This is a genomic window from Pseudomonas sp. B21-056 (genome assembly GCF_026016325.1).
GTDB lineage: Bacteria > Pseudomonadota > Gammaproteobacteria > Pseudomonadales > Pseudomonadaceae > Aquipseudomonas.
Genome location: NZ_CP087203.1, coordinates 5,366,730 through 5,392,452, shown reverse-complemented (window position 1 = coordinate 5,392,452; position 25,723 = coordinate 5,366,730). Strand labels below are relative to the sequence as shown.

The 25,723-nt window shown below is 61.5% G+C and carries 21 protein-coding genes; 3 read left to right on the top strand and 18 right to left on the bottom strand.

The annotated features are described in order from the left end of the window. Positions 1-202 precede the first annotated feature (202 nt). A complete protein-coding gene (locus LOY67_RS23450) occupies positions 203-889 on the top strand; it encodes an energy-coupling factor ABC transporter permease (protein ID WP_265064648.1) in 687 nt (228 codons plus the stop codon). Between the two features lie 47 nt (positions 890-936). Here the strand turns inward: LOY67_RS23450 and yacG are convergent, their stop codons facing one another. Genes yacG through pilB form a run of 5 tightly spaced genes read right to left on the bottom strand, consistent with a single transcriptional unit; the run spans position 937 to position 5,565 of the window. Beyond that, positions 937-1,143, bottom strand: coding sequence for a DNA gyrase inhibitor YacG (gene yacG, locus LOY67_RS23445; RefSeq protein ID WP_265064647.1), 207 nt, complete (start codon positions 1,141-1,143; stop codon positions 937-939). Then, entirely contained in the window at positions 1,140-1,763 is a 624-nt protein-coding gene (coaE, locus tag LOY67_RS23440) for a dephospho-CoA kinase (RefSeq protein ID WP_265064646.1), read from the bottom strand. Before coaE ends, yacG begins: the two co-directional genes overlap by 4 nt. 10 nt (positions 1,764-1,773) lie before the next feature. Beyond that, positions 1,774-2,643, bottom strand: a complete 870-nt coding sequence (locus LOY67_RS23435; RefSeq protein ID WP_265064645.1) for a prepilin peptidase — start codon at positions 2,641-2,643, stop codon at positions 1,774-1,776. 1 nt (position 2,644) lies between these two features. Next, positions 2,645-3,862 (bottom strand): type II secretion system F family protein, encoded by a 1,218-nt coding sequence (locus LOY67_RS23430; RefSeq protein WP_265064644.1) that lies wholly within the window; start codon positions 3,860-3,862, stop codon positions 2,645-2,647. A 2-nt stretch (positions 3,863-3,864) separates the two neighbouring features. After that, a complete protein-coding gene (gene pilB / locus LOY67_RS23425) occupies positions 3,865-5,565 on the bottom strand; it encodes a type IV-A pilus assembly ATPase PilB (RefSeq protein WP_265064643.1) in 1,701 nt (566 codons plus the stop codon). 223 nt (positions 5,566-5,788) lie between these two features. Here pilB and LOY67_RS23420 point away from each other — a divergent pair, with 223 nt between their 5' ends. Together LOY67_RS23420 and LOY67_RS23415 are read left to right on the top strand one after the other, a co-directional pair. Continuing rightward, on the top strand, positions 5,789-6,199 hold the full coding sequence (locus LOY67_RS23420) for a pilin (protein WP_265064642.1): 411 nt from the start codon (positions 5,789-5,791) through the stop codon (positions 6,197-6,199). Between the two features lie 355 nt (positions 6,200-6,554). Beyond that, positions 6,555-6,908, top strand: a complete 354-nt coding sequence (locus tag LOY67_RS23415; RefSeq protein ID WP_265064641.1) for a BON domain-containing protein — start codon at positions 6,555-6,557, stop codon at positions 6,906-6,908. 302 nt (positions 6,909-7,210) lie between these two features. Here the strand turns inward: LOY67_RS23415 and LOY67_RS23410 are convergent, their stop codons facing one another. From LOY67_RS23410 to LOY67_RS23350, 13 genes are all read right to left on the bottom strand, one after another. Continuing rightward, positions 7,211-7,507, bottom strand: coding sequence for a DUF2845 domain-containing protein (locus tag LOY67_RS23410; RefSeq protein WP_265064640.1), 297 nt, complete (start codon positions 7,505-7,507; stop codon positions 7,211-7,213). A gap of 1 nt (position 7,508) precedes the next feature. Continuing rightward, positions 7,509-10,442, bottom strand: a complete 2,934-nt coding sequence (locus LOY67_RS23405; protein WP_265064639.1) for a DUF748 domain-containing protein — start codon at positions 10,440-10,442, stop codon at positions 7,509-7,511. Between the two features lie 117 nt (positions 10,443-10,559). Beyond that, positions 10,560-11,576: a class I SAM-dependent rRNA methyltransferase gene (locus tag LOY67_RS23400; protein WP_265064638.1), complete on the bottom strand. Its 1,017-nt coding sequence runs from the start codon at positions 11,574-11,576 to the stop codon at positions 10,560-10,562. 175 nt (positions 11,577-11,751) lie between these two features. Then, complete coding sequence (gene acs, locus LOY67_RS23395; protein WP_265064637.1) at positions 11,752-13,689, bottom strand: acetate--CoA ligase; 1,938 nt, start codon at positions 13,687-13,689, stop codon at positions 11,752-11,754. 193 nt (positions 13,690-13,882) lie between these two features. Next, positions 13,883-15,547, bottom strand: a complete 1,665-nt coding sequence (gene pgi, locus LOY67_RS23390; protein ID WP_144929973.1) for a glucose-6-phosphate isomerase — start codon at positions 15,545-15,547, stop codon at positions 13,883-13,885. Positions 15,548-15,902: 355 nt separating this feature from the next. Continuing rightward, on the bottom strand, positions 15,903-16,283 hold the full coding sequence (gene panD / locus LOY67_RS23385; protein WP_265064636.1) for an aspartate 1-decarboxylase: 381 nt from the start codon (positions 16,281-16,283) through the stop codon (positions 15,903-15,905). Positions 16,284-16,404: 121 nt separating this feature from the next. Continuing rightward, a complete protein-coding gene (panC, locus tag LOY67_RS23380) occupies positions 16,405-17,265 on the bottom strand; it encodes a pantoate--beta-alanine ligase (RefSeq protein ID WP_265064635.1) in 861 nt (286 codons plus the stop codon). Then, a complete protein-coding gene (gene panB, locus LOY67_RS23375; protein ID WP_265064634.1) occupies positions 17,262-18,062 on the bottom strand; it encodes a 3-methyl-2-oxobutanoate hydroxymethyltransferase in 801 nt (266 codons plus the stop codon). Before panB ends, panC begins: the two co-directional genes overlap by 4 nt. Positions 18,063-18,425: 363 nt before the next feature. Further along, entirely contained in the window at positions 18,426-18,911 is a 486-nt protein-coding gene (folK, locus tag LOY67_RS23370; RefSeq protein WP_265064633.1) for a 2-amino-4-hydroxy-6-hydroxymethyldihydropteridine diphosphokinase, read from the bottom strand. Between the two features lie 3 nt (positions 18,912-18,914). Next, on the bottom strand, positions 18,915-20,315 hold the full coding sequence (locus LOY67_RS23365; RefSeq protein WP_265064632.1) for a polynucleotide adenylyltransferase PcnB: 1,401 nt from the start codon (positions 20,313-20,315) through the stop codon (positions 18,915-18,917). A gap of 813 nt (positions 20,316-21,128) precedes the next feature. Then, positions 21,129-22,562, bottom strand: coding sequence for a sigma-54-dependent transcriptional regulator (locus LOY67_RS23360; protein WP_265064631.1), 1,434 nt, complete (start codon positions 22,560-22,562; stop codon positions 21,129-21,131). A gap of 22 nt (positions 22,563-22,584) precedes the next feature. Beyond that, positions 22,585-25,539, bottom strand: coding sequence for a sensor histidine kinase (locus LOY67_RS23355; protein WP_265064630.1), 2,955 nt, complete (start codon positions 25,537-25,539; stop codon positions 22,585-22,587). Then, positions 25,523-25,699: a hypothetical protein gene (locus LOY67_RS23350; RefSeq protein WP_003176118.1), complete on the bottom strand. Its 177-nt coding sequence runs from the start codon at positions 25,697-25,699 to the stop codon at positions 25,523-25,525. The genes LOY67_RS23355 and LOY67_RS23350 overlap by 17 nt, the downstream gene beginning before the upstream one ends. Between the last annotated feature and the right edge of the window lie 24 nt (positions 25,700-25,723).

The window sequence follows — 25,723 nt, the reverse complement described above, 5'->3', positions numbered from 1 at the left end:
GGGATTTATCCCCGCTGGCGTGCGTAGTGCGCCCAAAAGGGTTGTAGGCGCTGGAGAAGCCTGCGATCTTTTAATCTTTCACTTGGGATTCAAGTGTCAGGGGAAAGATCGCAGCCTCGCTCCGCTCGACAGCTCCTACGCAGTCCAACGGGGACTGCGCTGTGCTGGCTGTTGGAAAAGGCAAGCGAAAAGGTGTAGTCCCATGATCGGAGCCGAACTGCTCTCACCCCAGACGCTGACGGTTGGCTGGCTGATCTATGTCCCGGTGCTGGCCTGGGCTGCGTGGCGAGCGCCGTGGGTGGAGCTGTTTACCGACAACCGTCGCCAGCACCTGCTGTTCGGCACGGTGCTGGCACTGTTCCTGTTGTGGCTCGTGCGCCGGGACTTCGACACCGGTGTGTCCTACCACTTCATCGGCATGACCGCCGTGACGCTGCTGCTGGACTGGCCGCTGGCGATCCTCGGCGGCCTCGTTGCCCAGCTTGCCCTGGTGCTGCTGGGGCGCCAGGACATGCTGGCGCTGGGCGTCAACGGGGGGCTGTTGATCCTGTTGCCGGTGCTGGTCACCGAATGCTGCGCGATCCTGGTGGAGCGCGCCCAGCCGCGTAATCTGTTCGTGTATATCTTCTGCTCGGGGTTCCTCGCCGCGGCCCTGTCGGCGTTGCTGTGCCTGCTGCTGGGGCTGGGTCTGTTGTGGTACGACGGGGTGTTTGTCATGCCTTACTGGCTGAGCGACTTCGTCGGCTATCTCTGGTTGATCATTTTTCCCGAGGCGTTCATCAACGGCATGGTGATCAGTGCGCTGGTGGTATTCAGTCCCGAATGGCTGGAAACCTTCAACCGCACGCGGTACCTGTCGGCACCCTGGAAGGATGACGACAAGTCTTGACTCGCACCCAGGCCGCGCCGGTGGAAGCGTTACAAGCTCTGGAAATTTCAGTGGTGTGAGCGGGGGTTGAAATCTTCGCTGAACAGTTCGTCCTCGGCATCCGGGCTGACGGGGATCTTGTGTTCCTCCGACGCCCAGGCGCCCAGGTCGATGAGTTTGCAGCGGTCGGAACAGAATGGCCGGAACTGGCTCTCAGGGCTCCATTCGACAGGCGCGCCGCAGGTCGGGCATTCAACGGTTGGGGTCTGGCTCATGATTGGCCTCCACGCAAGGTAAGGTAAGTGTGATGCAGGCGTTCGACCTCGCTGTGCAGCCAGGCGAGGTCGCGGTCGTTGACCACCACATCGTCGGCGTGGCTCAGGCGGTCCTGGCGGCTGGACTGTGCCTTGAGGATCGCCTGGACCTGTTGCTCGCTGATCTGGTCGCGCTGCAAGGTCCGTTCGATCTGAAGTTGTTCCGGTACGTCGATCACCAGGATGCGCTGGGTCATGGCGTACTGCCCCGACTCGATCAGCAGCGGCGACACGAGAATCGCGTATGACGATCGGGCCTGGGCCAGGTGGTGGGCAATTTCGTCGGCAATCAGCGGATGCAGCAGTGCCTCGAGCCAGCGACGCTCATCGGCGTTTTCGAAGATCAGTTTGCGCAGGGCTGCACGATCCAGCGTACCGTCGGCCTGCAGCACGCCGGCGCCAAAGTGTTCGGCGATTTCCGCCAGCGCCGGGCGCCCTGGTTCGACCACCCAGCGCGCCGCATGATCGGCGTCGATCAGATGTACACCCAGGTCGATGAAATGCTGGGCCGCCGCACTTTTGCCGCTGCCGATGCCGCCGGTCAGGCCAAGAATCCAGGGTTTTTCCACGGGATTGTTCATAAGGAAATCGTTAGAAACCGACAGAGTGCCAATAGAAGTCGGTTATTTGACCACCCCAGAGCAAGGCAATCCAGCCGGCAATGGCCAGATAGGGCCCAAAGGGGATCTGTGTCGAGGCGGGAGCATCGCGTATACGCAATACAACGACCCCGACGACGGCGCCCACCAGCGATGACAGCAGCAGCGTCAGCGGCAGGATCTGCCAGCCGCCCCAGGCTCCCAGCATCGCCAGCAGCTTGAAGTCTCCGTAGCCCATGCCTTCCTTGCCGGTGATCAACTTGAAGATCCAGAACACCGACCACAGCGCCAGATAACCGGCCACCGCCCCCCACATCGCCTGGTTCAATGAAACGAACAACCCGAAGCTGTTGACGATCAGCCCCAGCCACAACAAGGGCAGCACCAGGGTATCGGGCAGCAATTGATGCTCGGCATCGATCAGGCTCATGCCCAGCAGGCCCCAGCTCAGCACCATCACCAGCGCGGCTTGCCAGCCAAAGCCGAAATGCCAGGCGACGAAGGCCGACAGGGCGCCGCAGGCCAGTTCCGTCAAGGGATAACGCCGGCCAATCGGGGTGCCACAGCTGGAACAGCGGCCACGCAGCGCGAGGTAGCTGAACAACGGGATATTTTCCCAGGCCCGAATGCGGTGGCCGCAGTGAATGCACTGGGAATGAGGCAGCATCAGGTTGTAGGCCGGGCCGGGCGTTTCGGCCGGCAGGCCCAGCAGGTCGTGGGCCTGCAGCCGCCATTCCCGGGTGAGCATCTTGGGCAGGCGCCACACCAGGACATTGAGGAAACTGCCGACGATCAGCCCGAGCAATAACGCCGTCAGCACGAAGGCCAGGGGGTAAAGCACGAAAAATTCGGTCAGGGGCATGTCAGATCGCAGAGCCGAGTTGAAAGATGGGCAGGTACATGGCCACCACCAGGCCGCCGACGACCACCCCCAGGACCACCATGATGAACGGTTCCATCAGGCTGGTCAGGTTGTCCACCAGGTTGTCGACCTCGGCCTCATAGAAACTTGCCACCTTGTCGAGCATGTCGTCCAGTGCCCCGGACTCCTCGCCGATGGCGGTCATCTGGATCGCCAGGTTGGGGAATATGCCTGAGGCGCGCATGGAAAAATTCAACTGCATACCGGTTGAGACATCCTGCCGGATGCGCTGGACCGCACGTTTGAACACCACGTTGCCGGTGGCACCGGAGACCGAGTCCAGCGCCTCCACCAGCGGTACGCCGGCGGCGAAGGTGGTGGACAGTGTCCGGGCGTAACGGGCCACGGCGGATTTGTACATCAGCGCGCCTACCAGCGGCAGCTTGAGCAGCCACTTATCGCGCCAGTCACGAAAGCCCTGGGAGCGCTTGAGCGCATACTTCACGCCAAAAAACGCGCCCACTACCCCGCCCAGCAGCAGCCACCACCACTCCTGCATGAACTCCGACAGGCCGATGACCATCAGGGTGAAAGCCGGCAGTTGTGCGCCGAACCCGGAGAACACCGATTCGAACTGCGGCACCACCTTGACCAGCAGGATGCCGGTAACCACTGCCGCGACGAGCACAACGGCCGTCGGATAGGTCATGGCTTTCTTGATCTTGGCCTTGAGGGCTTCGCTCTTTTCCTTGTAGGTCGCGACCCGGTCCAGCAGGGTGTCCAGGGCGCCGGCCTGTTCACCGGCGTCCACCAGGTTGCAGTACAACTCGTCGAAATACTGCGGGCACTTGCGCAACGACGCGGCAAAGCTGTTGCCGGCGGCGACTTCCTGTTTCACCTCGTCCACCAGCTTGCGCATGTTGGCGTTATCGAAGCCTTCGCCAATGATGTCGAAGGCTTGCAGCAAGGGAACACCGGCCTTGAGCATCGTTGCCATCTGGCGGGTGAAGAGGGCGATATCCAGTGGCTTGATGCGTTTGCCCTTGCTGAATATCGAGGTGGATTTCTTGCGAACCTTGTCCGGGTTGATCCCTTGCTTGCGCAATTGCGCCTTGACCAGCGCCGGGCTCTGGCCGGTCAGCTCGCCGGACATCTTTGTGCCTTTGCGGTCCTTGCCTTCCCAGGTGTAGGTATCGGTTTTTACTGCCTTGACCGCCATGTTCAATCCTTGGTGACCCGGTTGATTTCTTCGAGGCTGGTCACGCCTTGCATCACTTTGAGCAGCCCCGAAGTGCGCAGGTCATTGAAGCCGTCCTTGCGCATCTGCAGATCGATTTCCAGGGAATTGCCTTCGGCCATGATCAGCCGTTGCAGCTCAGGCGTATTTTTCACCACTTCATAAACCCCCACGCGTCCCTTGTAGCCGCTGTTGCACTGTTCGCAACCGACCGGCTCATAGATCGTGAATGAGCCGATGCGTTCCTTGGGGAAGCCTTCCTTGAGCAGGGTTTCCTCGGGAATCTCCGTGGCTTTCTTGCATTGGTTGCACAGTTTTCGCGCCAGACGCTGGGCGATGATCAGGTGGACCGCCGTGGCGATGTTGAAGCCGGGGATGCCCATGTTCTGCAAGCGGATTAGGGTTTCGGCGGCGCTGTTGGTGTGCAGGGTGGAGAGCACCATGTGCCCGGTCTGGGCTGCCTTGATGGCAATTTCAGCCGTTTCCAGGTCGCGGATCTCACCCACCATGATCACATCCGGGTCCTGGCGCAGGAACGAGCGCAGGGCCTGGGCAAAGTCCATTCCCTGACGTGGGTTCACGTTGACCTGATTGATGCCTTCCATGTTGATTTCCACCGGGTCTTCGGCGGTGGAAATGTTGATGTCCACGGTATTGAGGATATTCAAGCCGGTGTAGAGCGAGACAGTCTTGCCCGAGCCGGTCGGTCCGGTCACCAGGATCAGCCCTTGTGGTTGCTTGAGGGCCGCGAGATAGAGGTCTTTCTGATCCGGCTCGTAGCCCAGGGCATCGATGCCCATTTGCGCGCTGGAAGGGTCGAGGATCCGGATCACCACCTTTTCGCCCCAGAGCGTGGGCAGGGTATTGACCCGGAAGTCGATGGATTTGGTTTTCGACAGGCGCATCTTCAGCCGGCCGTCCTGCGGTTTACGCCGCTCGGAAATATCCAGGCTGGCCATGACCTTCAGGCGCGCGGCGATGCGGGTGGCCAGTTGGGTCGGCGGCCTGGCCACTTCCCGCAGCATGCCGTCGGTACGCACCCGCACCCGATAGGATTTTTCATAGGGTTCGAAGTGCAGGTCCGAAGAGCCGCCCTTGATCGCGTCCAGCAGCATCTTGTTGACGAACCGCACCACCGGCGCGTCATCGGTGTCCTGGCCGGTGATGGCGTCCTGCTTGCGATCGTCGTCCGACTCGATGTCCAGGCCATCGAGGTCGACATCACCCATGCCTTCCAGGCCCGTGGTGCTGGATTCGAAAAACTTCTCGATGGCATCGCTGAGTTTGTCATCCTCCACCAGGATGGCTTCGGTGGTCAGGCCGGTACTGAACTGGATGTCGTTGATGGCCTGGTGGTTGGTGGGGTCGGAGATCCCCACGAACAGCTTGTTACCGCGCCGCCACAGCGGCAGGGCATGGTGTTGCCGGACCAGTTTCTCACTGACAAGGCCAGTGGGCTGGCTTTCCTTGTCCAGGCTGTTGAGGTCCAGCAGGGCGACGCCAAAATGCTCCGAGGCGATTTCCGCAACCTGGCGGCTCTGGACCAGTTTGTTCTGCACCAGATAGCTGACCAGGGGCATGCGATTGCGTTGGGCTTGCTGCTGCGCCTGCTGCGCGCTTTGCTCGGTGATCAGCTCGGCCAGCACCAGTTGCTTGGTCAAACCGCTGAGGGTGATGTCATTCATGGGGATACCAACTGCTGACAGTTCATGACTTATAGCCTAGTCAAGCATCGACGCCAAACCAGCGGGGCGGGGTGACAAAAAGTGTCAGATAGTGCGGATGTTGGGGTAGGACGTTGGGATTACGTGGACTCAAACCCCTTGCTGGCTGGGTGCCAAGGGTTGGCATATGCCGTGCAATACCCCCTCCAACCATGAGATTTCGCCTCATGTAATGGAGATGTCTATGAGCAAGCAGAATGGTTTTACTCTGATCGAGCTGCTGATCGTCGTGGCGATTATCGGCATTCTGGCGACATTTGCGTTGCCGCAGTATTCCAAGTATCAGGCGCGGGCCAAGGTAACGGCAGCGGTGGCGGAAGCGACCGCGTTGAAGGTGCCGTTCGAGGATATGATCAACCAGGGTACTGATCCAACCCTGGCGACCGTCGGTGGAACGGCAACAACCGGCAATTGCACCATGACCGCTTCCGGCACCGCCTCTACGGGCTTGGGTAGCATTGGCTGCACCCTGCTCAATGCTCCCGGCCCGGTGCTGGGCAAGACAATTACCCTCAGTCGTGATGGGAACGGCGTATGGACTTGCGCTACCACGGCGGCTAAAGAGTTCGCCCCTAAAGGGTGCCCAGGCGTATAAGGCCAACAGTCTGTGACGAGGGAGCGTACTCCTGCTGGGTCGTGTAGCAACCCCATAATCAGGGCCGCTGCGCGCTGAAGCGGCAACCAAGCCCCCGCGGGAGTAAGCCAAATTCCCTCGTCACAAAAAATCTCCTTATTTCATAAGGTTAGGGGTAGCCAAAACCCGCAAGTTGCATGTCTGGAATCAATAAGTCATGCATTTTGCATGATCAGGGAAATTAGCGTTTCGCTTAACTTATTGATTTTAAGGAAAATAATTTATTTCTCAAAACTGGCACACCCTTCGCACTACTCCTGATAACCCTGCCGGGAAGCACCTCCGGCAGTTTCTGAGAAAAACAGGAGTTACTCGTATGAAGAAGTTCGCTATCACTGCCGCTGCTGCTGCCGCACTGACCTTGACCATGGCTAACGCATTTGCCGAGACTGCTCAAGCGACCCAGGCTCCAATGATGTTGGCTGCTGGCGAAGTGACCAAGGCGAAGGAAGCCACCTCCGACACCTGGATCACCACCAAGGTCAAGGCTGACCTGGTTACCGAAAAAGGTATCCCTGGTTCCGATATCAAAGTTGAAACCAACAAAGGCGTTGTATCCCTGTCTTCGACTGTTGCCGTAACTGAGACTCAGAAAGACACTGCCGTGGCGATCGCCAAGAAAATCAAAGGCGTCAAAGCCGTATCGGCTGATGGCCTGAAGGCCGATTAAGGCCAAGACTTCTCGCCTGGACTGGGAGAGGGCACGGCAAACGGGCTGAGTCATACGTTTGCCGTTGCTTTGGAGTTCATGCGAAAGGCCACAGGGACGTGGCCGCCACAGGCCCTCGGTGTTTGCCGGGGGCCTGTTCTATTCCGGATGAAAGTCAGCCGACCCTTGTATTGACTGGTCTACCGCCATCGCGAGCAGGCTCGCTCCCACATTGGTTGTGGGTTGTCCTAAAAATGTACGGTCGGCGCCGATCCCTGTGGGAGCGAGCCTGCTCGCGATGGCAGTGTCACTGCCAGCCTCATTCAGGGCCCCCGCCGGCTGGTGATCTGCACCAGCCGATTGCCCTCGAAACGCAGGAACTGGTACATGCCGCTGTTGGGGCCGTAGGTCCATTCCTCCACCGGGTATTCCTCCCGACGATTGACGCTGCGTTTGTAGCCCAGGTCGTCTCGCGCAACGGGTTGCCCGCACTTTTGCAGCACTTCGCTCGAGCGGTCGCCGACACTGATCAACTGACTGCCGCAGCGCAATGTGTCGGCCGCCGATGCGGGGCCGGTGGCGAGCAGCAAGCCCAGGCCGAGCCAGTGGAGGTGCTTCATCTTATTCGGCATCCAGATGCAGAGGGGTGATCACACGCCCGTCGCTTTCGGCCTGGCCGAGGCTGGCGTCGATGAAGTAGACACGGTCATCGGCCAATTGGCCTTTGTCCACCAGGAAGTCCTTGATGCTGCTGGCTCGCTCCTGGCCCAGCTCGCGCAGCAATACATCGCTGCCGCTCCAGAACTTGATGACGCCTTCACGCAGTTTCTCGATGCGGGCCTTTTTATCCAGTTGTGTCCATTCGGCCGGCGGCTGGGTCTTGAGACGGGTTCGGTAGATGCCTTCCAGCAGCGGGGCCTTTTCATCTTCCGGTACTTGCAACAACGCCGCCTTGGCCGGAACCTTGTCGCCCCGGCGTTGCAGCATCTTGTAGTAGTTGTACTGGTATTCGCGCTCCAGGCGCTGGCCGGCGAGCAGTGGGCCATCGCTGCTTTCGGCGGCGGTGCCTTCGATTTCCAGGCGCAACTCAGGACGCTTGGCCAGTGCCTCGGAGAGTTTGAGCAGCACGCCTTCATTTTCCTGGCTCAGGTCGCTGGAGCCGGGTGCGAAGGCGACGCTGCCTAGGTCTTCCGAGCCACCGCCGGCCACCAGCCCGCCGATGAGTTTGAACGGCGCCTGGGCGGCCCGCACCACCAGGTTGCGCAGGGTCTGCCAGACAATCGGCATCACACTGAATTGCGGGTCGTTGAGGTTACCGGACACCGGCAGCTCGATGGAGATCCTGCCCTCGGAGTCCTTCAGCAGCGCGACGGCCAGTTTCAGTGGCAGGCTCACGGCATCCGGGCTGTCGACCTTTTCCCCCAGTTGCAATTGTTCGACCACCACCTTGTTCTCGGCCTGGAGCTGACCCTTGGTGATCCGGTAATGCAGGTCGAGATTGAGTCGGCCCTTGCGGATGCGATAGCCGGCGAACTTGCCGGAGTACGGTGTCAGGGTCGTCAACTCGACCCGTTTGAAACTGGTGGCGATGTCGAGGCTTTCCATCGGGTTGAACGGGTTGAGGGCGCCCTTGATGGTTACCGGAGCATAGCGGTCGACCTTGCCCTTGACGTCCACGCTGGCCGGTTTGGCCTGGCGGCTGTCGATGGTGCCGATCTGGCCGTTGAGCTGCTGGATGGCCGTGGCGAAATTCGGCGTCAGGCTGAAGTCGGCGAAGTTGGCCGAGCCGTCGTTGATCGCAATCGCGCCGATGTGGATACCCAGCGGCTTCTCCTGGGAGGCCGGTTTTGCTGCCGTGCTTTTCGTGCCGTTGTCCGGTGGCTGCGGGATCAGCAAGTCATCGACGTTAGTGGTGCGATCGTCGTTGATCATGAAGCGCGCATAAGGCTGGAACAGGTTGACCTTGTCGATGGACAGGCTGTCGCCATGCTGATAATTGAGGCCTTCGAGTACCAGGCTCTGCCATTTGACGAAGTCGCGGGTCTTGAGGGTGTCGAGGGTGTGCAACTGGTCGACCTGGGCGCGGCCGGTGACCGCGAAGGCCAGCGGCGCGGTGCTCTTGAGGTCGACCGCCAGGTCGCTGCCGAGCATCCCGGAGCGCAGTTCCAGGCGAATGAATGGCGTGATATAGGCCTGGGCGACGCGCAGGTCGATGTCCTGGGTCTTGACCTTGAGCCTGGCGGTGACCGGGTTCAGGTTGACTTCGCCGTCGGCCAGGAGCTTGCCCTGTTTACCCACGCCACTATCGAGCTTGAGGGTGAAAGGCGAGCCGTTGAGGGTGTCGTAGTTCTGCAGGTCGAGGTTCAGCGGACCGACGTCCAGTGCCACGGCGGGTTGCGCCTGGCGGTCGGCCAGGTGCACCCGATAATCGCGCAGTTGCACATCCTTCAACAGCACCTGCCACGGTTTATCCGGCGTCTTTGGTTCGGGTTTAGGGGAATCGGCCGCTGCCGGGGCCGAGGCCGGTTCGACCTTGACCTGCGGTTTTGCCGGCTGGCTGGCAAAGAGTTTCTGCCAGTCCAACTGACCATCGGCCTCGCGTGCGGCCCAGGTTTCGAGCTTCTGGCTGCGGATCTTGCCCACGACCACCTGTTGTTTGGCCAGGTCCACCGTGGTTTCGCTGACATCCAGGCGTTCGAGTTTCGCCAGGGGACGGCCATCGGGGGCCTTGATGGCGAACGGTGCGACGCTGACGGCCACGTTGTTGAGCAGCAGTTCGGTACCCTTGGCCAGGTTGAGCTTGTAATCGGTGCTCAGGTTGAGGATGCCGTTCTCCAGCACCAGGGGGACCGCATCGCGTACATAGGGCCACCAGAATTTCATCTGGCCATCGGTGACCTTGAGCTTGCCTTCGGACGCGATCGGCGAAAGGCTGAAATTGCCGGTCCAATCGATCTGCCCACCTTCGGGGCCGGCGGCCACCAGGGTCATGTCGGCGCTGTCGTCGGGCAGGGTGCTGAGGTGCTTCAGCTCGAAATCGAGGGCGTCGTAGAGAAATTCGATGGGCTCGCTGGGACGAAGGTCCTGGAAATGGACATAACCGGTGGCCAGCTTGATCCGGTCGACCCGCAGGGGAAACGGCTTGGCCTCGGGATCGGCCGGGGTCGGCTCGCTGGGCGGCAGCTTGAACAGGCCCAGCAGGTTCAACTGGCCGTCCTTGGCGAACACCACCTCGGTCTTGGGTTTGTCCAGCTCGATGTCGGCCAGGTGCAGGGCGCCGGACCACAGGCTGTCGATCTGCAGGTTGGCGTACAGCCGTTCGAAGCCGACCTGCTCCTTGCCCGGTTCACCGATATTCACGCCCCAGACGGTGACTTCAAGGCTGAAAGGATTGAGTTCGATGCGCTGGATCTGCGCCGGCACCGTGGCATGGTTGGCCAGTTGCTGATTGGCGATTCGCAGGGCGATGCCCGGCAGTATCAGAAAACCCAGCAGGCTGTAGAGGGCCAGTGCGGTGAACAGGGCGCCGAGGGCGCGCAGCAATCCTTTGGGCATGTGTGGCTTCATCTGATGGAATCGGAGTGCCTTGGAGTATGGCATGCGTTTACGGTTCCGAAGCCACTGGGATTTATGAGATTTGTCCGTTTTTTTCGTAGGAGTCCTGAGGTCGGCTTAGAACTGCAGGACCAGGGTCTTGAGCGGGGGATTACGGTCCATGGAAGGAAAGTCCTCGGCGGGCGTCAGCACGCTCCATTCGCGCACCGGCCGACCGGCTTTTTCCGCACAACGCAACACCTGCTCGCGCCAGTCGTCCATGGACACCTTCGCCAGATTGTTGCAGCAGATCAGCACGCCATTGTCGGCGGTAGTGAGCAGCGCCGGCTTGAGCAGGCTCTGGTAGTCGCGCAACAGGTCGACCGTACCGAAGGCGCTCTTGGCCCAGGCCGGTGGGTCGAGCAGCACCAGGTCGTACTGGCGTTGCTCCAGGCGTACGTAGCTGGGCAGTTTCTGCCCGCGTCGCTGGCTGATGGGCAGGCCGGCCAATTGGCGGATCGCCGGGAAGTAGTCCGATTGCACGAATTCCATGGGAGGTAACGCGGGGTTGAGCAGCCCGTTCTCGCGACCCACCGCCAGGTTGCCTTCGGCAAAGTCCAGGTTGCACACTTCCCGCGCGCCACCGGCTGCGGCGCTCAGGCCAACGCCGCAGGTGTAGGCGAACAGGTTCAGTACGCTTTTGTTGCGGCTGTGCGCCTTGACCCAGCCCCGGGCGTTGCGCAGGTCGAGAAACAGCAGCGGATCCTGCCCGGCATGGCGCCCGCGAACGCGATAGTTCAGGCCCCACTCGTGGCCGATCAGGTCTTGCAGGGCGGCCTCTTCGGCTTGATAGACCGTGTCCTGGCGGTCGATTCGCGAATTGCCCCGGGCGCGGTCGTTGTAGACCAGCAGGGTCTCCAGGCCGAGGGTTTCGTTGACGATGCCGTGCAACTGCAACAAGGCATCGCGTTCCAGCGATTGATGGAAGCTCTGCACCAGCAGTTGCGGGCCGTAGCGGTCGACGGTCAGGCCGGGCGCGCCTTCCTGGCTGCCATGGAACAGGCGGTAGCAATCGGTGCCTTGCTGGTGCAACTGGCTGAGCAGGTCCTGACGCTGGTCGAGGGCGGCGCGCAGCGCCTGATTCAAGGAAGACATGCCAAGCGCGCCTTAAGGAAATGAGGCGCGGGAGTTTAGCAGCTTCGAGAGGGATCGTTCCCACGCTCTGCGTGGGAACGCCGCAACGGACGCTCCGCGTTCGGCCTTTGGGGACGCGGAGCGTCCCTGGCTGCATTCCCACGCAGAGCGTGGGAACGATCAGTACGGTGGTCGTTTAGCGATTCAGGCGCTTGTCGATCAGCCCCTCCACCACGCTCGGGTCGGCCAGGGTCGAGGTGTCGCCGAGGCTGTCGAGTTCGTTGCAGGCGATCTTGCGCAGGATCCGTCGCATGATCTTGCCCGAGCGGGTCTTGGGCAGGGCGGGAGCCCACTGGATCAGCTCCGGTTTGGCAAAGCTGCCGATTTCCTTGCTGACCAGGGCCAGCAGTTCCTTCTTCAGGTCCTCATTGGCCTCGACACCGTTCATGGGCGTGACAAAGGCATAGATGCCCTGGCCCTTGAGGTCATGGGGATAACCGACGACCGCCGCTTCGGCGATGCTGTCGTGCAGCACCAGGGCGCTTTCCACCTCGGCGGTGCCGATGCGGTGGCCGGAGACGTTGATCACGTCATCGATACGCCCGGTAATCCAGTAGTCGCCGTCCTCGTCGCGACGGGCGCCGTCGCCGGTGAAGTAATAGCCGGGGTAGGGCTTGAAGTAGGTGTCGACCATGCGTTGATGATCGCCGTAGACGCTGCGGATCTGCCCCGGCCAGCTGGATTTGATCGCCAGCACGCCGCTGCCGGGGCCGCTGATTTCCTTGCCCGTTTCATCCAGTAATACCGGTTGCACGCCGAACATCGGGCGAGTGGCGCAGCCCGGTTTGAGCCGTTGGACGCTCACCAGCGGGCTGAGCATGATGCCGCCGGTTTCGGTCTGCCACCAGGTATCGACAATCGGGCAGCGTTGCTCGCCCACCGCGTTGAAATACCATTCCCAGGCTTCCGGATTGATCGGCTCGCCGACACTGCCGAGCAAGCGCAGGCTTTTGCGCGACGTGGCCTGCAATGGCCCGGCGCCTTCGCGCATCAGTGCGCGCAGGGCGGTGGGGGCGGTGTAGAAGATGTTGACCTGGTGCTTGTCGATGACCTGCCAGAAACGCGAGCTGTCGGGATGGCTCGGTACGCCTTCGAAGATCAGCGTGGTAGCGCCGTTGGCCAGCGGGCCATAGACGATGTAGCTGTGGCCGGTGACCCAGCCGACATCGGCGGTGCACCAGAACACTTCGTTGTCGCGATAGTCCAGCACGTACTTGAATGTCATCGCCGCTTGCAGCAGATAGCCGCCGGTGGTGTGCAGCACGCCCTTGGGTTTACCGGTGCTGCCGGAGGTGTAGAGGATGAACAGTGGATCTTCGGCGTCCATCGGTTCGGGTGGGCAGTCGTCGCTGGCGTCATGCATGGCCTGGTGATACCAGAGATCGCGGTCTTCGACCCAGCTCACTTCGGCCTGGGTACGCTCGACCACCAGGACCGTGCTGACGTTCGGGCAGCTTTCCAGGGCTTTGTCGACGTTGCGCTTGAGCGGGACGAAGCGCCCGCCGCGCACGCCTTCGTCGGCGGTGATCACGGTGCGGCAATCGGCGTCGAGAATCCGGTCACGCAACGAGTCCGGCGAAAAGCCCCCGAACACCACCGAATGCACCGCGCCGATGCGGGTGCAGGCGAGCATCGCGTAGGCCGCTTCCGGAATCATCGGCATGTAGATGCAGACCCGGTCGCCTTTCTTCACGCCACGGCTTTTCAGCACGTTGGCCAGGCGGCAGACATGATTGTGGAGTTTTCGATAGGTGATTTCTGCCGACTCGGCGGGGTTGTCGCCTTCCCAGATGATTGCCGTCTGGTCGCCGCGTTTTTCCAGATGACGGTCGATGCAATTGGCGCTGACGTTCAGTTTGCCCCCCGCGAACCAAGTGGCGTCGCCGTTCTTGAGGTCATAGCGCTGGACGGTTTGCCAGGGTGTCATCCAGTCGAGAAACCGGGTGGCCTGTTCAGCCCAGAAGGTGCTGGGGTGTTCGATGGATTCTTTGTAGAGGCGCTGGTATTCGTCCTGACTCAGTTGCGCAGCCCGGCGGACGGCATCGGCTTGGGGGTACTGGCTGATATCGAACATGACGGTTCCTTATTCTTGTTTTTGCGACAAGCCATAAAGATGCGCCGAGTAGCCGGAGGGTTCAAGTCATGCACAAATGACTGTGGGAGCGAGCCTGCTCGCGATGGCGGTGTGTCAGTCAATGGAGAGGTTGACTGATCTACCGCCATCGCGAGCAGGCTCGCTCCCACAGGGGGTAATGCAGGCCTATGGATCAGCCGCGATGGCGTCCACGGAAATAGTTGATCAGGCCCTGGGTCGAAGCGTCTTCGGCGGCGCTTTCTTCGCTGCCCACCAGACGGTTGTAGACACCCTTGCCCAGCTCCTTGCCCAGCTCCACGCCCCACTGGTCGAAGGCGTTGATGCCCCAGACCACGCTTTGCACGAACACTTTATGTTCATACAGTGCCACCAATGCGCCAAGGCGCCGCGGGCTGATGCGTTCGACCACCAGGGTGTTGCTCGGACGGTTGCCCGGGATGACCTTGTGAGAGGCGAGTTTCTGCACGTCCGCTTCGCTGGCACCCTTGTCCCGCAGCTCGGCTTCGGCCTCGGCGCGGGTCTTGCCCAGCATCAGCGCCTGGCTCTGAGACAGGCAGTTGGCGTACAGCCACTGGTGATGGTCGGAAACCGGGTTGAAGCTGACGACCGGCACGATGAAGTCGGCCGGGATCAATTGGGTGCCTTGATGCAGCAACTGATGGTAGGCGTGCTGGCCGTTGCAGCCGACGCCGCCCCAGATCACCGGTCCGGTGTCGGTGGACACCGGTGTACCGTCCTGGCGCACGCTCTTGCCGTTGGATTCCATGTCCAGTTGCTGCAAGTGCTTGGTGATGTTGCGCAGGTAGTGGTCGTAGGGCAGGATCGCGTGGCTTTGCGCGCCCCAGAAGTTGCCGTACCACACGCCCAGCAAGGCCAGCAGCACCGGCATGTTCTGTTCGAACGGCGCGCTCTGGAAATGCTGGTCCATGGAATAGGCGCCGGACAGCAGTTCCTTGAAGTTCGACATGCCGATGGCGAGGGCGATCGGCAGGCCGATGGCCGACCACAGCGAGTAACGCCCGCCGACCCAGTCCCACATCGGGAAGATGTTCTCTTCGCGGATGCCGAACGCCACGGCGGCCGCGTTGTTGCTCGATACGGCGATGAAGTGGCGATACAGTTCCGCTTCGGAGCCGCCCTGGGCGAGGTACCAGGCGCGGGCGGCCTGGGCGTTCTTCAGGGTTTCGAGGGTATTGAAGGATTTCGACGAGACGATGAACAGCGTGGTCTCGGCGCGCAGCTTCATGGTCAGCTCATGGAACTCGCTGCCGTCGATGTTCGCCAGGTAGTGGCAGCGAACGCCTTTTTGCGCGTAGGACAACAGCGCTTCGGACACCAGCTCCGGGCCGAGGAACGAGCCACCGATGCCGATGTTCACCACGTCGGTGATCGGCTTCTCGGTGTAGCCGCGCCACAGGCCGTCATGAATGCGGCCCACCAGGTCGGTGATCTGGTTCAGCACCTTGTGCACATCCGGCATCACGTTGACGCCGTTCACCAGCAACCGGTCGCCCACCGGCCGACGCAGGGCGGTGTGCAGGGCCGGGCGGTTTTCCGAGGCGTTGATGATTTCGCCTTCGAACAGTGCCTTGATCGCGCCCTTGAGGTCGACTTCATTGGCCAGGCCCACCAGCAGGTCGCGGGTCTGGGCGGTGATCAGGTTCTTTGAATAGTCGAGAAACAGGCCGCAGCTCGACAGGGTGAATTGATTGAAACGCTGCGGATCGGCATTGAACGCTTCGCGCATGCTGAAATCCTGCATGGCTTTGCGGTGGTCATTCAGCGCCTGCCAGGCGGGCAGGGCGGTCACGTCATGAGGGTTTCGGTAGTACGCCATCGCTGCGGGTTTCCTTTTACTTGAACGACCTTTTGTACACTAAAAATTCCGGCATGGCCCGCGGCGGGCGTCCGGACAACTGCGTCGACACGATCTGCGGGCGCAGGGCGACTACAGTAAACCTCGCGTTGCGATCTGTCTTGGCTTTGTCAGACCGGTTCCCGGTACTTTTTTATACAACGGGGCTGGGAAAGGTCCGACAGACGGGGGAGTGATGCGTTCTTTTGGACAAAGAATACCCACTGTGGGAGCGAGCCTGCTCGCGATAGCGGTGGTTCAGTCGACATTCATATTGACTGGCCCACCGCTATCGCGAGCAGGCTCGCTCCCACAGTTGTAGTGATGTGTAGGGCCGTCAGGCAACCTGCACCGCAATGGCATTGCTGGTATGGCTCAGTTCGTTGCCCGGGGCCATGTACAGCATGCGGGGCTTGAAGTTGACCAGTTCGGCTTCGCTGTAGTGGGCGTAGGCGCAGATGATGACGCGGTCACCCACCTTGGCCTTGTGGGCTGCGGCACCGTTGACAGAGATCATTCGCGAACCTTCTTCGCCACGGATGGCGTAGGTGGTGAAGCGCTCGCCGTTGTCGATGTTGTAGATCTGGATCTGTTCGTATTCACGGATTCCCGACAGGTCCAGCCACTCACCATCGATGGCGCAGGAGCCTTCGTAGTCGAGCACGGCGTGAGTGACTTCGGCGCGGTGCAGCTTGGCCTTGAGCATGATGGCGTGCATGGATGTTTCCTCTGGTCAGGTCCGAACGGCGGGCAGTTTGCCCGAAGGCTGCCGAGGCGGCAATAACACCTCTGGTCCCTCCGCCTTCGCGAGCAGGCTCGCTCCCACAGGGTTTTTATGTTCAGGCGGGTGCGTCGAGGTCCAGGTGCAGGTTGTCGATCAGTCGGGTGGTGCCGAGGAACGCGGCGACCAGGATCACCAGGTCGCGGTCTTCAGGCGTGGCCGCGCGCAAGGTCCGGGCCTGGCGGATTTCCAGGTAATCGGGGCGCATACCCGCGGCTTCGAGCTGCTTGATCTGCCCGGCAACCAGGGCCGGGAAGTCCCGCTGCCCTTGGCGGATCGCCTCGGCGATGCTGTTCAGGCTGCGGTAGACCACGGGCGCGACGGCGCGTTGTTCGGGGCTGAGGAAACCGTTGCGCGACGACAGCGCCAAGCCGTCTTCGGCGCGGACGGTCGGTTCACCGATGATCTGGATCGGCATGTTCAGGTCGTGGACCAGTGCACGGATCACCGCCAGTTGCTGGAAGTCTTTCTGGCCGAACACCGCAAGGTCGGGCTGGACCATGTTGAACAGCTTGCTGACCACCGTCGCCACACCCTCGAAATGCCCGGGACGGCTGGCGCCGCACAGGCCTTCTGACAATTGCGGCACGCTGACCCGGGTCTGCCCGGTCATGCCATCGGGGTACATTTCTTCGACGGTTGGCGCGAACAGCAGGTGGCAGCCCGCCTGGAGTAGCTTTTCCTGGTCGGCCGCGAGGGTGCGCGGGTATTTGTCCAGGTCTTCGCCGGCGCCGAACTGCAGTGGGTTGACGAAAATGCTCGTTACCACGAAGTCGGCCCGCTGCGTCGCCTTGGTCACCAGCGCCACGTGGCCGCTGTGCAGGTTGCCCATGGTCGGCACGAAGGCGATGCGTTTTCCTTCGCTGCGGGCGCGGGCCACGGCGGCCCGCAGTTCACGTACGGTCTTGACGGTGTTCATGCGGAGAATCCGTGTTCAGCGCCAGGGAAAGTGGCCGCTTTGACTTCAGCCACGTAAGCGCTCAGGGCTGCCTGGATGCTCGGTTGGCCGGTCATGAAGTTCTTCACGAACTTCGGCGCACGGCCCGTGAGCGACAGCCCGAGCATGTCGTGCAGCACCAGCACCTGACCATCGGTGGCGTTGCCGGCGCCAATCCCGATGACCGGGATCTTCACTGCCTGGGTGATTTCTTCGGCCAGTTCGCTGGGCACGCATTCGAGCAACAGCATGGCCGCCCCGGCCTGCTCCAGCGCGATGGCATCGGCGCGCATCTGCCGCGCCTGGTTTTCATTGCGGCCCTGGACTTTGTAGCCACCCAGGACGTTCACCGCTTGGGGTGTCAGGCCCAGGTGCGCGCACACCGGGATCCCACGTTCGGCCAGCAGCCGGATCGACTCGGCCAACCACAACGCGCCTTCGACTTTCACCATGTGGGCGCCGGCCTGCATCAGCAGGGCGCTATTGGTCATGGTCTGTTCGAGGGTGGCGTAGGCCATGAACGGCAGGTCGGCGAGGATCAGCGCATCGGTGTTACCGCGTTTGACGCAGGCCACGTGGTAGGCCATGTCGGCGGTGGTCGCCGGCAGCGTGCTGTCGTGACCTTGCAGCACCATGCCGAGGGAATCGCCCACCAGCAGCACTTCGACACCGGCCTCGTTGCAGGCGTGGGCGAAGGTTGCGTCATAGCAGGTCAGCATGGCGATCTTTTCGCCTTTCTGCTTGAGACCTTGCAGCGTGGTCAGGGTAATAGCTGGCATGAAAAAGTCCTCATTAGGCGCTCGTGAACTACTGCGAGTAACGCGCATGATTCGTCATTTATACAGGCGCACCTTCTATGCGTGGTGCTTGTAAGGCCTGGATTGCGCCCTTCAATGCCGCGTTGGCGGCAACGGGACGCCTATAGTCGTGAGGAGCACCCGGGAAGTCAATTGGATGTGTTACCGGCGGGTGTTACCGAGGTTACTGATGCGTTTCAGCCGGGAGAGGTATTCAGGATGTGACCGCCTGGTACCGGATCCTGTGGGAGCGAGCCTGCTCGCGATGGCGGTGTGTCAGTCAACATCTGCATTGATGGATCCACCGCTATCGCGAGCAGGCTCGCTCCCACAAGGGGGTCTGCGTCAGTGAGGCGGGAGGCGTTCCAGGCCGACAAACGGGCAGGCTGCGAGCAGGTCCTTGAGCAGGCGCCCGTCGGCCAGGCGCAGGTCGGCGGGTGCCAGTTCTGCCAATGGATACAGCACAAACGCCCGGGCTTGCATGTGGTAGTGCGGGACCTTGAGGCGGGGTTCGTCGATCAGTCGGTCGCCGAATAGCAGAATGTCCAGGTCCAGGGTGCGCGGCCCCCAGCGCTCCAGGCGTTCGCGGCCCTGGCCGGTTTCGATGGCTTGCAGCGCGTCGAGCAGGTCCAACGGCGCCAGTTGGCTGTCCAGCGTCGCTACCGCATTGGTGTAGCGTGGCTGGCCGGGCAACAGGGAATCGCTTTGATAGAACGCCGAGACTCCGACGAATCGGCTGTCGGGCAGGTTTGCCAGCGCCTGGAGGGCGCTGCGCAATTGCTCGGCGGGTTCGGCCAGGTTGCTGCCCATGCCGATGTAGATGCGTTCCATCGATTACTCGCCCGACTCGCTCGAAGCCCCGGCACGTTTACGCTTGGCACCGCCACTGCTGCGACGCCGCTTGCGTGGGCCGCTGGCGCCGTCTTCCTTGCCGCTGAGTTCGCGGATCATGTCGCGACGTTCGCTGTCGTTGGCGTCCTGGTAATCGGTCCACCACTCGCCCAGGCCATCGGTCTGTTCGCCGGCGCTTTCGCGCAGCAGCAGGAAGTCGTAGCCGGCGCGGAAACGCGGGTTGTCCAGCAACAGGTCGGCACGCTTGCCGCTGCGCCGTGGCAGGCGTTCCTGCATGTCCCAGATCTCGCGGATCGGCATGGTGAAGCGCTTCGGAATCGCGATGCGCTGGCACTGTTCGGCGATCAACTCGTGGGCGGCTTCCTGCATGGCCGGGATCGGCGGCATGCCACGGTCCTGCAGGCGCAGTACCCGGGCCGGCAGGGCAGGCCAGAGCAGAGCGGCGAACAGGAAGGCCGGGGTCACCGGTTTGTTCTGCTTGATGCGCAGGTCGGTGTTGATCAGCGCTTCGCTGATCAGGGTGTGGGTGTAGGTCGGGTTGTGCTCCAGCGCCTCGGCACTGGCCGGGAACAGCGGATCGAACAGCTGCAGGTCCACCAGCATTTCGAAGGTGTCCGCCGCGTTGCCCGACAGGAACAGCTTGAGCACTTCTTCGAACAGCCGTGCCGAAGGGATTTCCCGCAGCATCGGCGCCAGGTCGCGAATCGGCGCGGCGCTGTGTTTTTCGATGCCGAAGTTCAGCTTGGCGGCGAAACGCACGGCCCGCAGCATCCTTACCGGGTCTTCCTGGTAACGCTGCTGGGGATCGCCGATCAGGCGGATCAGGTGATTGCGGATGTCGTGTACGCCGTTGGCGTAATCGAGGATGCGCTCGCTGACCGGATCGTAATACAGGGCGTTGATGGTGAAGTCGCGGCGTTGCGCGTCTTCTTCCAGGGTGCCGTAGACGTTATCCCGCAGGATGCGCCCGCTCTCGTTGCGCGAAGACTGGTTGCTGTCTTCTTCTTCGTCGTTTTGCGGGTGGTTGGCGCGGAACGTCGCCACTTCGATGATTTCGCGGCCGAAGTGGATGTGGACCAGTTTGAAACGCCGGCCAATAATCCGTGCGTTACGAAACTCGGCCCGGACCTGTTCCGGCGTGGCGCTGGTGGCCACATCGAAATCCTTGGGGGTGATGTTGAGCAGCATGTCACGCACGCAGCCACCGACCAGGTAAGCCTGGTAGCCGGCGTTCTGCAGGCGTTCGACGATGTTCACCGCATAACGGCTGAACTGGGCCTTTTGCAATGAGTGCTGGCCGCTGTTGAGCACTTCAGGCGTGCTGCGGATGTGTTGCGTACGACGCAAGGGAGAACGGAATGACTGGAACAGCTTCTTCAGCATGGGATGCACTGTTTGAAGGAATGTTCGGCCAAAACGAAGAATGACCGCATGATGGGCGGGGATTCTAGCATTTAGTCAGGGGATCGTGTAGGACGCAGCAGATTTGAGCTGCAAGCTTAAAGCGACGAGCCTTGTAGGCTGTTGGAAACGGAAACGACAGAAACCACAAGGGGAGCCGAAGCTCCCCCAGAATTAGTTGCGTGCTCTGTTTTTATTATTGGTTTCGGGCTTCTTGTTTTTGTTGAGTGCCCGCGCCACGAGGTTTTCCCTGCGTGACCCTCCCAATCGGGAGCCAAGAGCAAACGGATTGCTTTGGTCGCTGTGTTGCAGTGATCGATCGATCCAACCAGTTCAGGCACCTGTCTTGAGACAGTTTTATTGTTCTCGGCCTGGTTGTGGGGCAAGCCCCAAATACAACGCCTCTCCAAAAGAATCAGTTAGCTACGCCTCTCGCCGTCTTGTTTTTATTGTGCGTGAGTCGATTCGTCTTATTCTTATTGTCTTGTGCATTGCTTGTTATTGTTCTTGTACCAAAGCTATAGCAGGGTGCGTGCCAACTTTTGCGAGACCCAGCGAAACCGGGCGTTCTAAGGTTATAGCCATTTTTCCAGGGCGAAAAAAAGCCGGGGTTTCGTTACCGTAAACCCCGGCTTCTGTTACGTGAAAAAGCTGGGGTAACAGTTTTTTCACATTCACGGCGTTGTAACCGTCTACCCCTGTGGGAGCGAGCCTGCTCGCGATTGGGGTGTGCCAGTCACCCGGAATGCAAGCTGACACACCGCCATCGCGAGCAGGCTCGCTCCCACCCTGATCTCAGCTTTCGCTGGCCACCCCGGTCTTGCGCCGTGGAATCCCCAGGCGCTGACGGCGTTCCCACAGGCACTTGCGACTCACCCCCAGCTTGCGTGCCAGTTCGGTCTCGGTCATGTGGTCCTGATGCTCCAGGACGAAATGCTGGAAGTAGTCTTCCAGGGACAAGTCCTCGGTAGGCTCGTGGCTGGTGTTGTTGGCTGCGCCACCCTGTTGAGGGGCCAGGCCGATGAACTCTTCGTCGTCGAGATCACTGAGCTCGATGTCGATGCCCAGCAGGTCGGCAGAGATTTCCGGGCTTTCGCACAGGATCACGGCTCGCTCCACTGCGTTTTCCAGCTCCCGGACGTTACCCGGCCAAGCGTAATGACGAATGGCCTGTTCTGCATCGGGAGCGAATTTCAGGTCGGTGCGGTTGACCCGCGCGCTCTGGCGGGCGAGGAAGGCATTGGCGATTTCGTTGACGTCCGCACCCCGTTCGCGCAGGGCCGGCAGTTTCAGTGCAATCACGTGCAAGCGGTAATACAAGTCCTCACGGAACTGGCCGATTTTCGCCAGGCTCTTGAGGTCTCGGTGGGTGGCGGCGATCAGTCGGACGTCGACCTTTTGCGACTGCACCGAGCCGACTCGGCGGATTTCACCTTCCTGAAGGACTCGCAGCAAGCGTGCCTGGGCTTCCAGCGGCAGTTCGCCGATTTCATCGAGGAACAGCGTGCCACCGTCCGCCGCTTCCACCAGCCCAGCGCGCCCGGCGCTGGCACCGGTGAAGGCACCTTTTTCATGACCGAACAGCTCGGACTCGATCAGGCTTTCCGGAATCGCCGCGCAGTTCACCGAGATCATCGGCGCCTTGGCCCGACGGGACAGGTTGTGCAGGGCACGGGCCACCAGCTCCTTGCCGGTCCCGGACTCGCCCTGGATCAGCACGTTGGAATCGGTGGGGGCCACCTTGCGGATCTTGACGTACAGGTCCTGCATGGGCGGACAGGAGCCGATGATGCCGATTTCGCCGTTATTATTGCTGGCGGTGCCTTTCGTGGCGGCAGCTTTACCGTTCGTCGGTTCCGACGGATTGCTGGTCGCCGTCTGTCGGTCACGCAGGATGCGCGCCACGGCCTGGAGCATTTCGTCGTGGTCGAACGGTTTGGCGATGTAGTCCACCGCGCCCATTTTCATGGAGTCGACCGCCGAGCGCAGGCTGGCGTAGCTGGTCATGATCAGCACTGGTGTGCCCTGGCCGAGCTTGATCAGCTCGGTACCGGGGGCGCCGGGCAGACGCAGGTCGCTGACGATGAGGTCAAACGTGGGGATGCTGAAACGCTCTTGTGCTTCCTGCACGGAACCGGCTTCGCTGACCTGGTACTGGTTGCGTTCCAGCAGGCGGCGCAAGGCGGAGCGGATAATTGTTTCGTCTTCGACGATCAAAATGTGCGGCATTGATTCGATTCTCTCGACGGTCTCAGTTCACAGCGGACGTCGCTTCGACATGACGCGGCAAGGTCACCCGTATACGGGTGCCGCGTTGGCCTTGAACATCGGCCGGGCTGTCGATGGTGATTTGTCCATAATGCTCTTCAACGATGGAATAGACCAGTGCGAGGCCCAGTCCGGTGCCTTCGCCAGGATCCTTGGTGGTGAAGAAGGGTTCGAACAACCGGTCCATGATGTTCTGTGGGATGCCGCTGCCTTCGTCTTCAACGATCAGGTCGATCGTGTGTTCGCTGGCTTCGCTCTTGACCCGCACCGCACTACCGGCCGGTGAAGCGTCGCGGGCGTTGGACAGCAGGTTGATCAGTACCTGGGCGAGCCGCTGGGGATCGCCGTCGACCCAATGATCCGGGTCGCACAGGTTGAAGAATTGCACTTCGAAGTTGCGCCGGTTGAGGGCCAGCAGGCCAATGGCATCCTGGGCCACTTCGGCCAGGCAGACGGGCTCGTCGTTGTGTTGGTGGCCGCCGGCGTGGGCAAAACTCATCAGCGACTGCACGATACGCGACACGCGGCGGGTCTGTTCAAGGATCTGGCTGCTGATTTCCGTCAGTTCGCCATCTTCTTCGCGCTCTTCGCGCAGGTTCTGCGCCAGGCAGGCGATACCGGTGATCGGGTTGCCGATCTCGTGGGCCACCCCGGCCGCCAGTCGGCCGATGCTCGCCAGTCGTTCGGAGTGGACCAGTTTGTCTTCGAGCATCTGCGTGTCGGTCAGGTCTTCCACCAACAGCACCAGGCCGCTGTTACCCGGGGCGAGCGGCTCGTCGATGGCCGCCTTGTGCAGGTTCAACCAGCGGGTCTGGCCGTCGAGGGCCAAGTGCTGCTTGTGCAGGTGCTCGTCCGGCAAGTCGATGAAGCCTTGCAACAAGCCTTTCCATGGCTCGCCCAGGGTGCTCAGGCGTGAACCAACCACACGCTGGGCGGCGATTCCGGTCAGTTCTTCCATGGCCTTGTTCCACATCAGGATTTCCTGATCCTTGGCCAGGGAACACACGCCCATCGGCAGTTCCTGCAGGGTTTGGCGGTGATAGCGGCGCAGGGCATCGAGTTCGGCGGCCAGGCCGGTGAGGCGTGAGTGGTAATCCTCGAGGCGGCTTTCGATGAAATGGATGTCTTCGGTGACGTAGTTTTCGCCGCCGGCCTTGTAGGGCAGGAAGGTCTCGACCATGTCCTGGGCTACGCTGGGGCCCATCAGGCCGGACAGGTTGGCCTCGATCCGGTCTCGCAGGCGGCGCAAGGCATAGGGGCGGCGCTCGTCGAAAGGCAGGTAAAGGTCGCGCAGGGCCTGTTCGACTTCCTTCTGCGCGGCCTTCGCACCCAAGGGCTTGGCCAGTTGCGTGGCGAACTCCTGGGGCGAGGCGGCGTGCAGCTCACGGCGTTGCGGGCGGCGAACGTTGTCCACCGCGCAGGCTTCGGCGGCGCTGGCTTCTTCGCTGCTGGCGTTGGTGAACAGCGAGATCAGGGTGAACATCAGCACGTTCGCCGCCAGCGAGGCGATAGCTGCCATGTGCCAACTGGTGTCGTCGAGCACATAGATCATGTTCAGCAGCGGAATGTAGAAACCTTGCAGGTTGCCCAGCAGCGGCAACAGCATGGCAACCAGCCAGACCAGGATGCCCGCCAGCAGGCCGGCGATAAAGCCACGGCGGTTGGCGGTCGGCCAGTACAGCACCGACAGCACGCCCGGCAGGAACTGCAAGGTGGCAACGAAGGCGACAATGCCCAGGTTGGCCAGGTCCTGTCCGTCACCCAGCATCAGATAGAAGCCGTAGCCGGCCATGATGATCGCGACGATCAGGGCCCGCCGGGTCCATTTCAGCCAGCGGTAGATATTGCCCTCGGCCGGTGGCTGGTAGAGCGGCAGCACCAGGTGGTTGAGGGCCATGCCCGACAGCGCCAGGGTGGTCACGATGATCAGGCCGCTGGCCGCCGACAGGCCACCGATATAGGCCAGCAGGGCCAGGGCCTGGTTGTTGGCGGCGATGCCGATGCCGAGGGTGAAGTATTCGGGGTTGGTACTGGCCCCCAGCTTCAACCCGGCCCATAGGATCAGCGGCACCGCCAGGCTCATCAGCAGCAGGAACAGCGGCAGGCCCCAGCTCGCGCTCACCAGCGAGCGCGGGTTGAGGTTTTCGGTAAAGGTCATGTGGTACATGTGCGGCATCACGATCGCCGAGGCGAAGAACACCAGCAACAGCGTGCGCCACGGGCCTTCCTGCAACGGCGTGTGCAGGGCCGCGAGGGCGGTCTGGTTCTGCAGCAGCCACAGTTCAAGCTGCTGCGGGCCGTTGAACACACCGTACAGCGCGTAGAGGCCGACGCCACCGATGGCGATCAGCTTGATCACCGACTCGAAGGCGATGGCGAACACCAGGCCCTCGTGTTTTTCCCGGGTGGCGATGTGCCGGGAACCGAAGAAAATGGTGAACAGGATGATCAACACGCAGAAGCTCAGCGCTACCCGGTGCTGCACCGGCTCGTGGGTGAGGATGCTGATGGAGTCGGCCACGGCTTGCATCTGCAGGGCCAGCAACGGCAACACACCCACCAGCATGAAGATCGTGGTCAGTGCGCCGGCCCAGGTGCTGCGAAAGCGAAAGGCGAACAGGTCGGCCAGGGACGACAGCTGGTAGGTGCGGGTGATTTTCAGGATCGGGTAAAGCAGCACCGGCGCCAGCAGGAACGCCCCCGACACACCGAGGTAACTGGACAGGAAGCCATAGCCGTACTGGTAGGCCAGCCCGACCGTGCCGTAGAACGCCCACGCACTGGCGTAGACACCCAGCGACAAGGTGTAGGTCAGCGGGTGGCGGATGATCGCCCGGGGGATCATGCCCCGTTCGCTGATCCAGGCCACGCCGAACAGCATGGCCAGGTAGGCCGCGCTGATCAGGATCATCTGGGTCAGGCTAAAGCTCATCGGCATCTTTTTGGCTCTGCAGGATGAAGGTCACGACGATCAGGATCAGCCAGAGCAGATACGGCCGATACCAGGCACCCGTGGCGTCGATCCACCAATCCATGATGGCCGGGGAGAACAGATAAATCCCCACTACCAGGAGCAGGACCAAGCGATAGATGTACATCCCGGCCTCTCTTTTTTTAAGCGC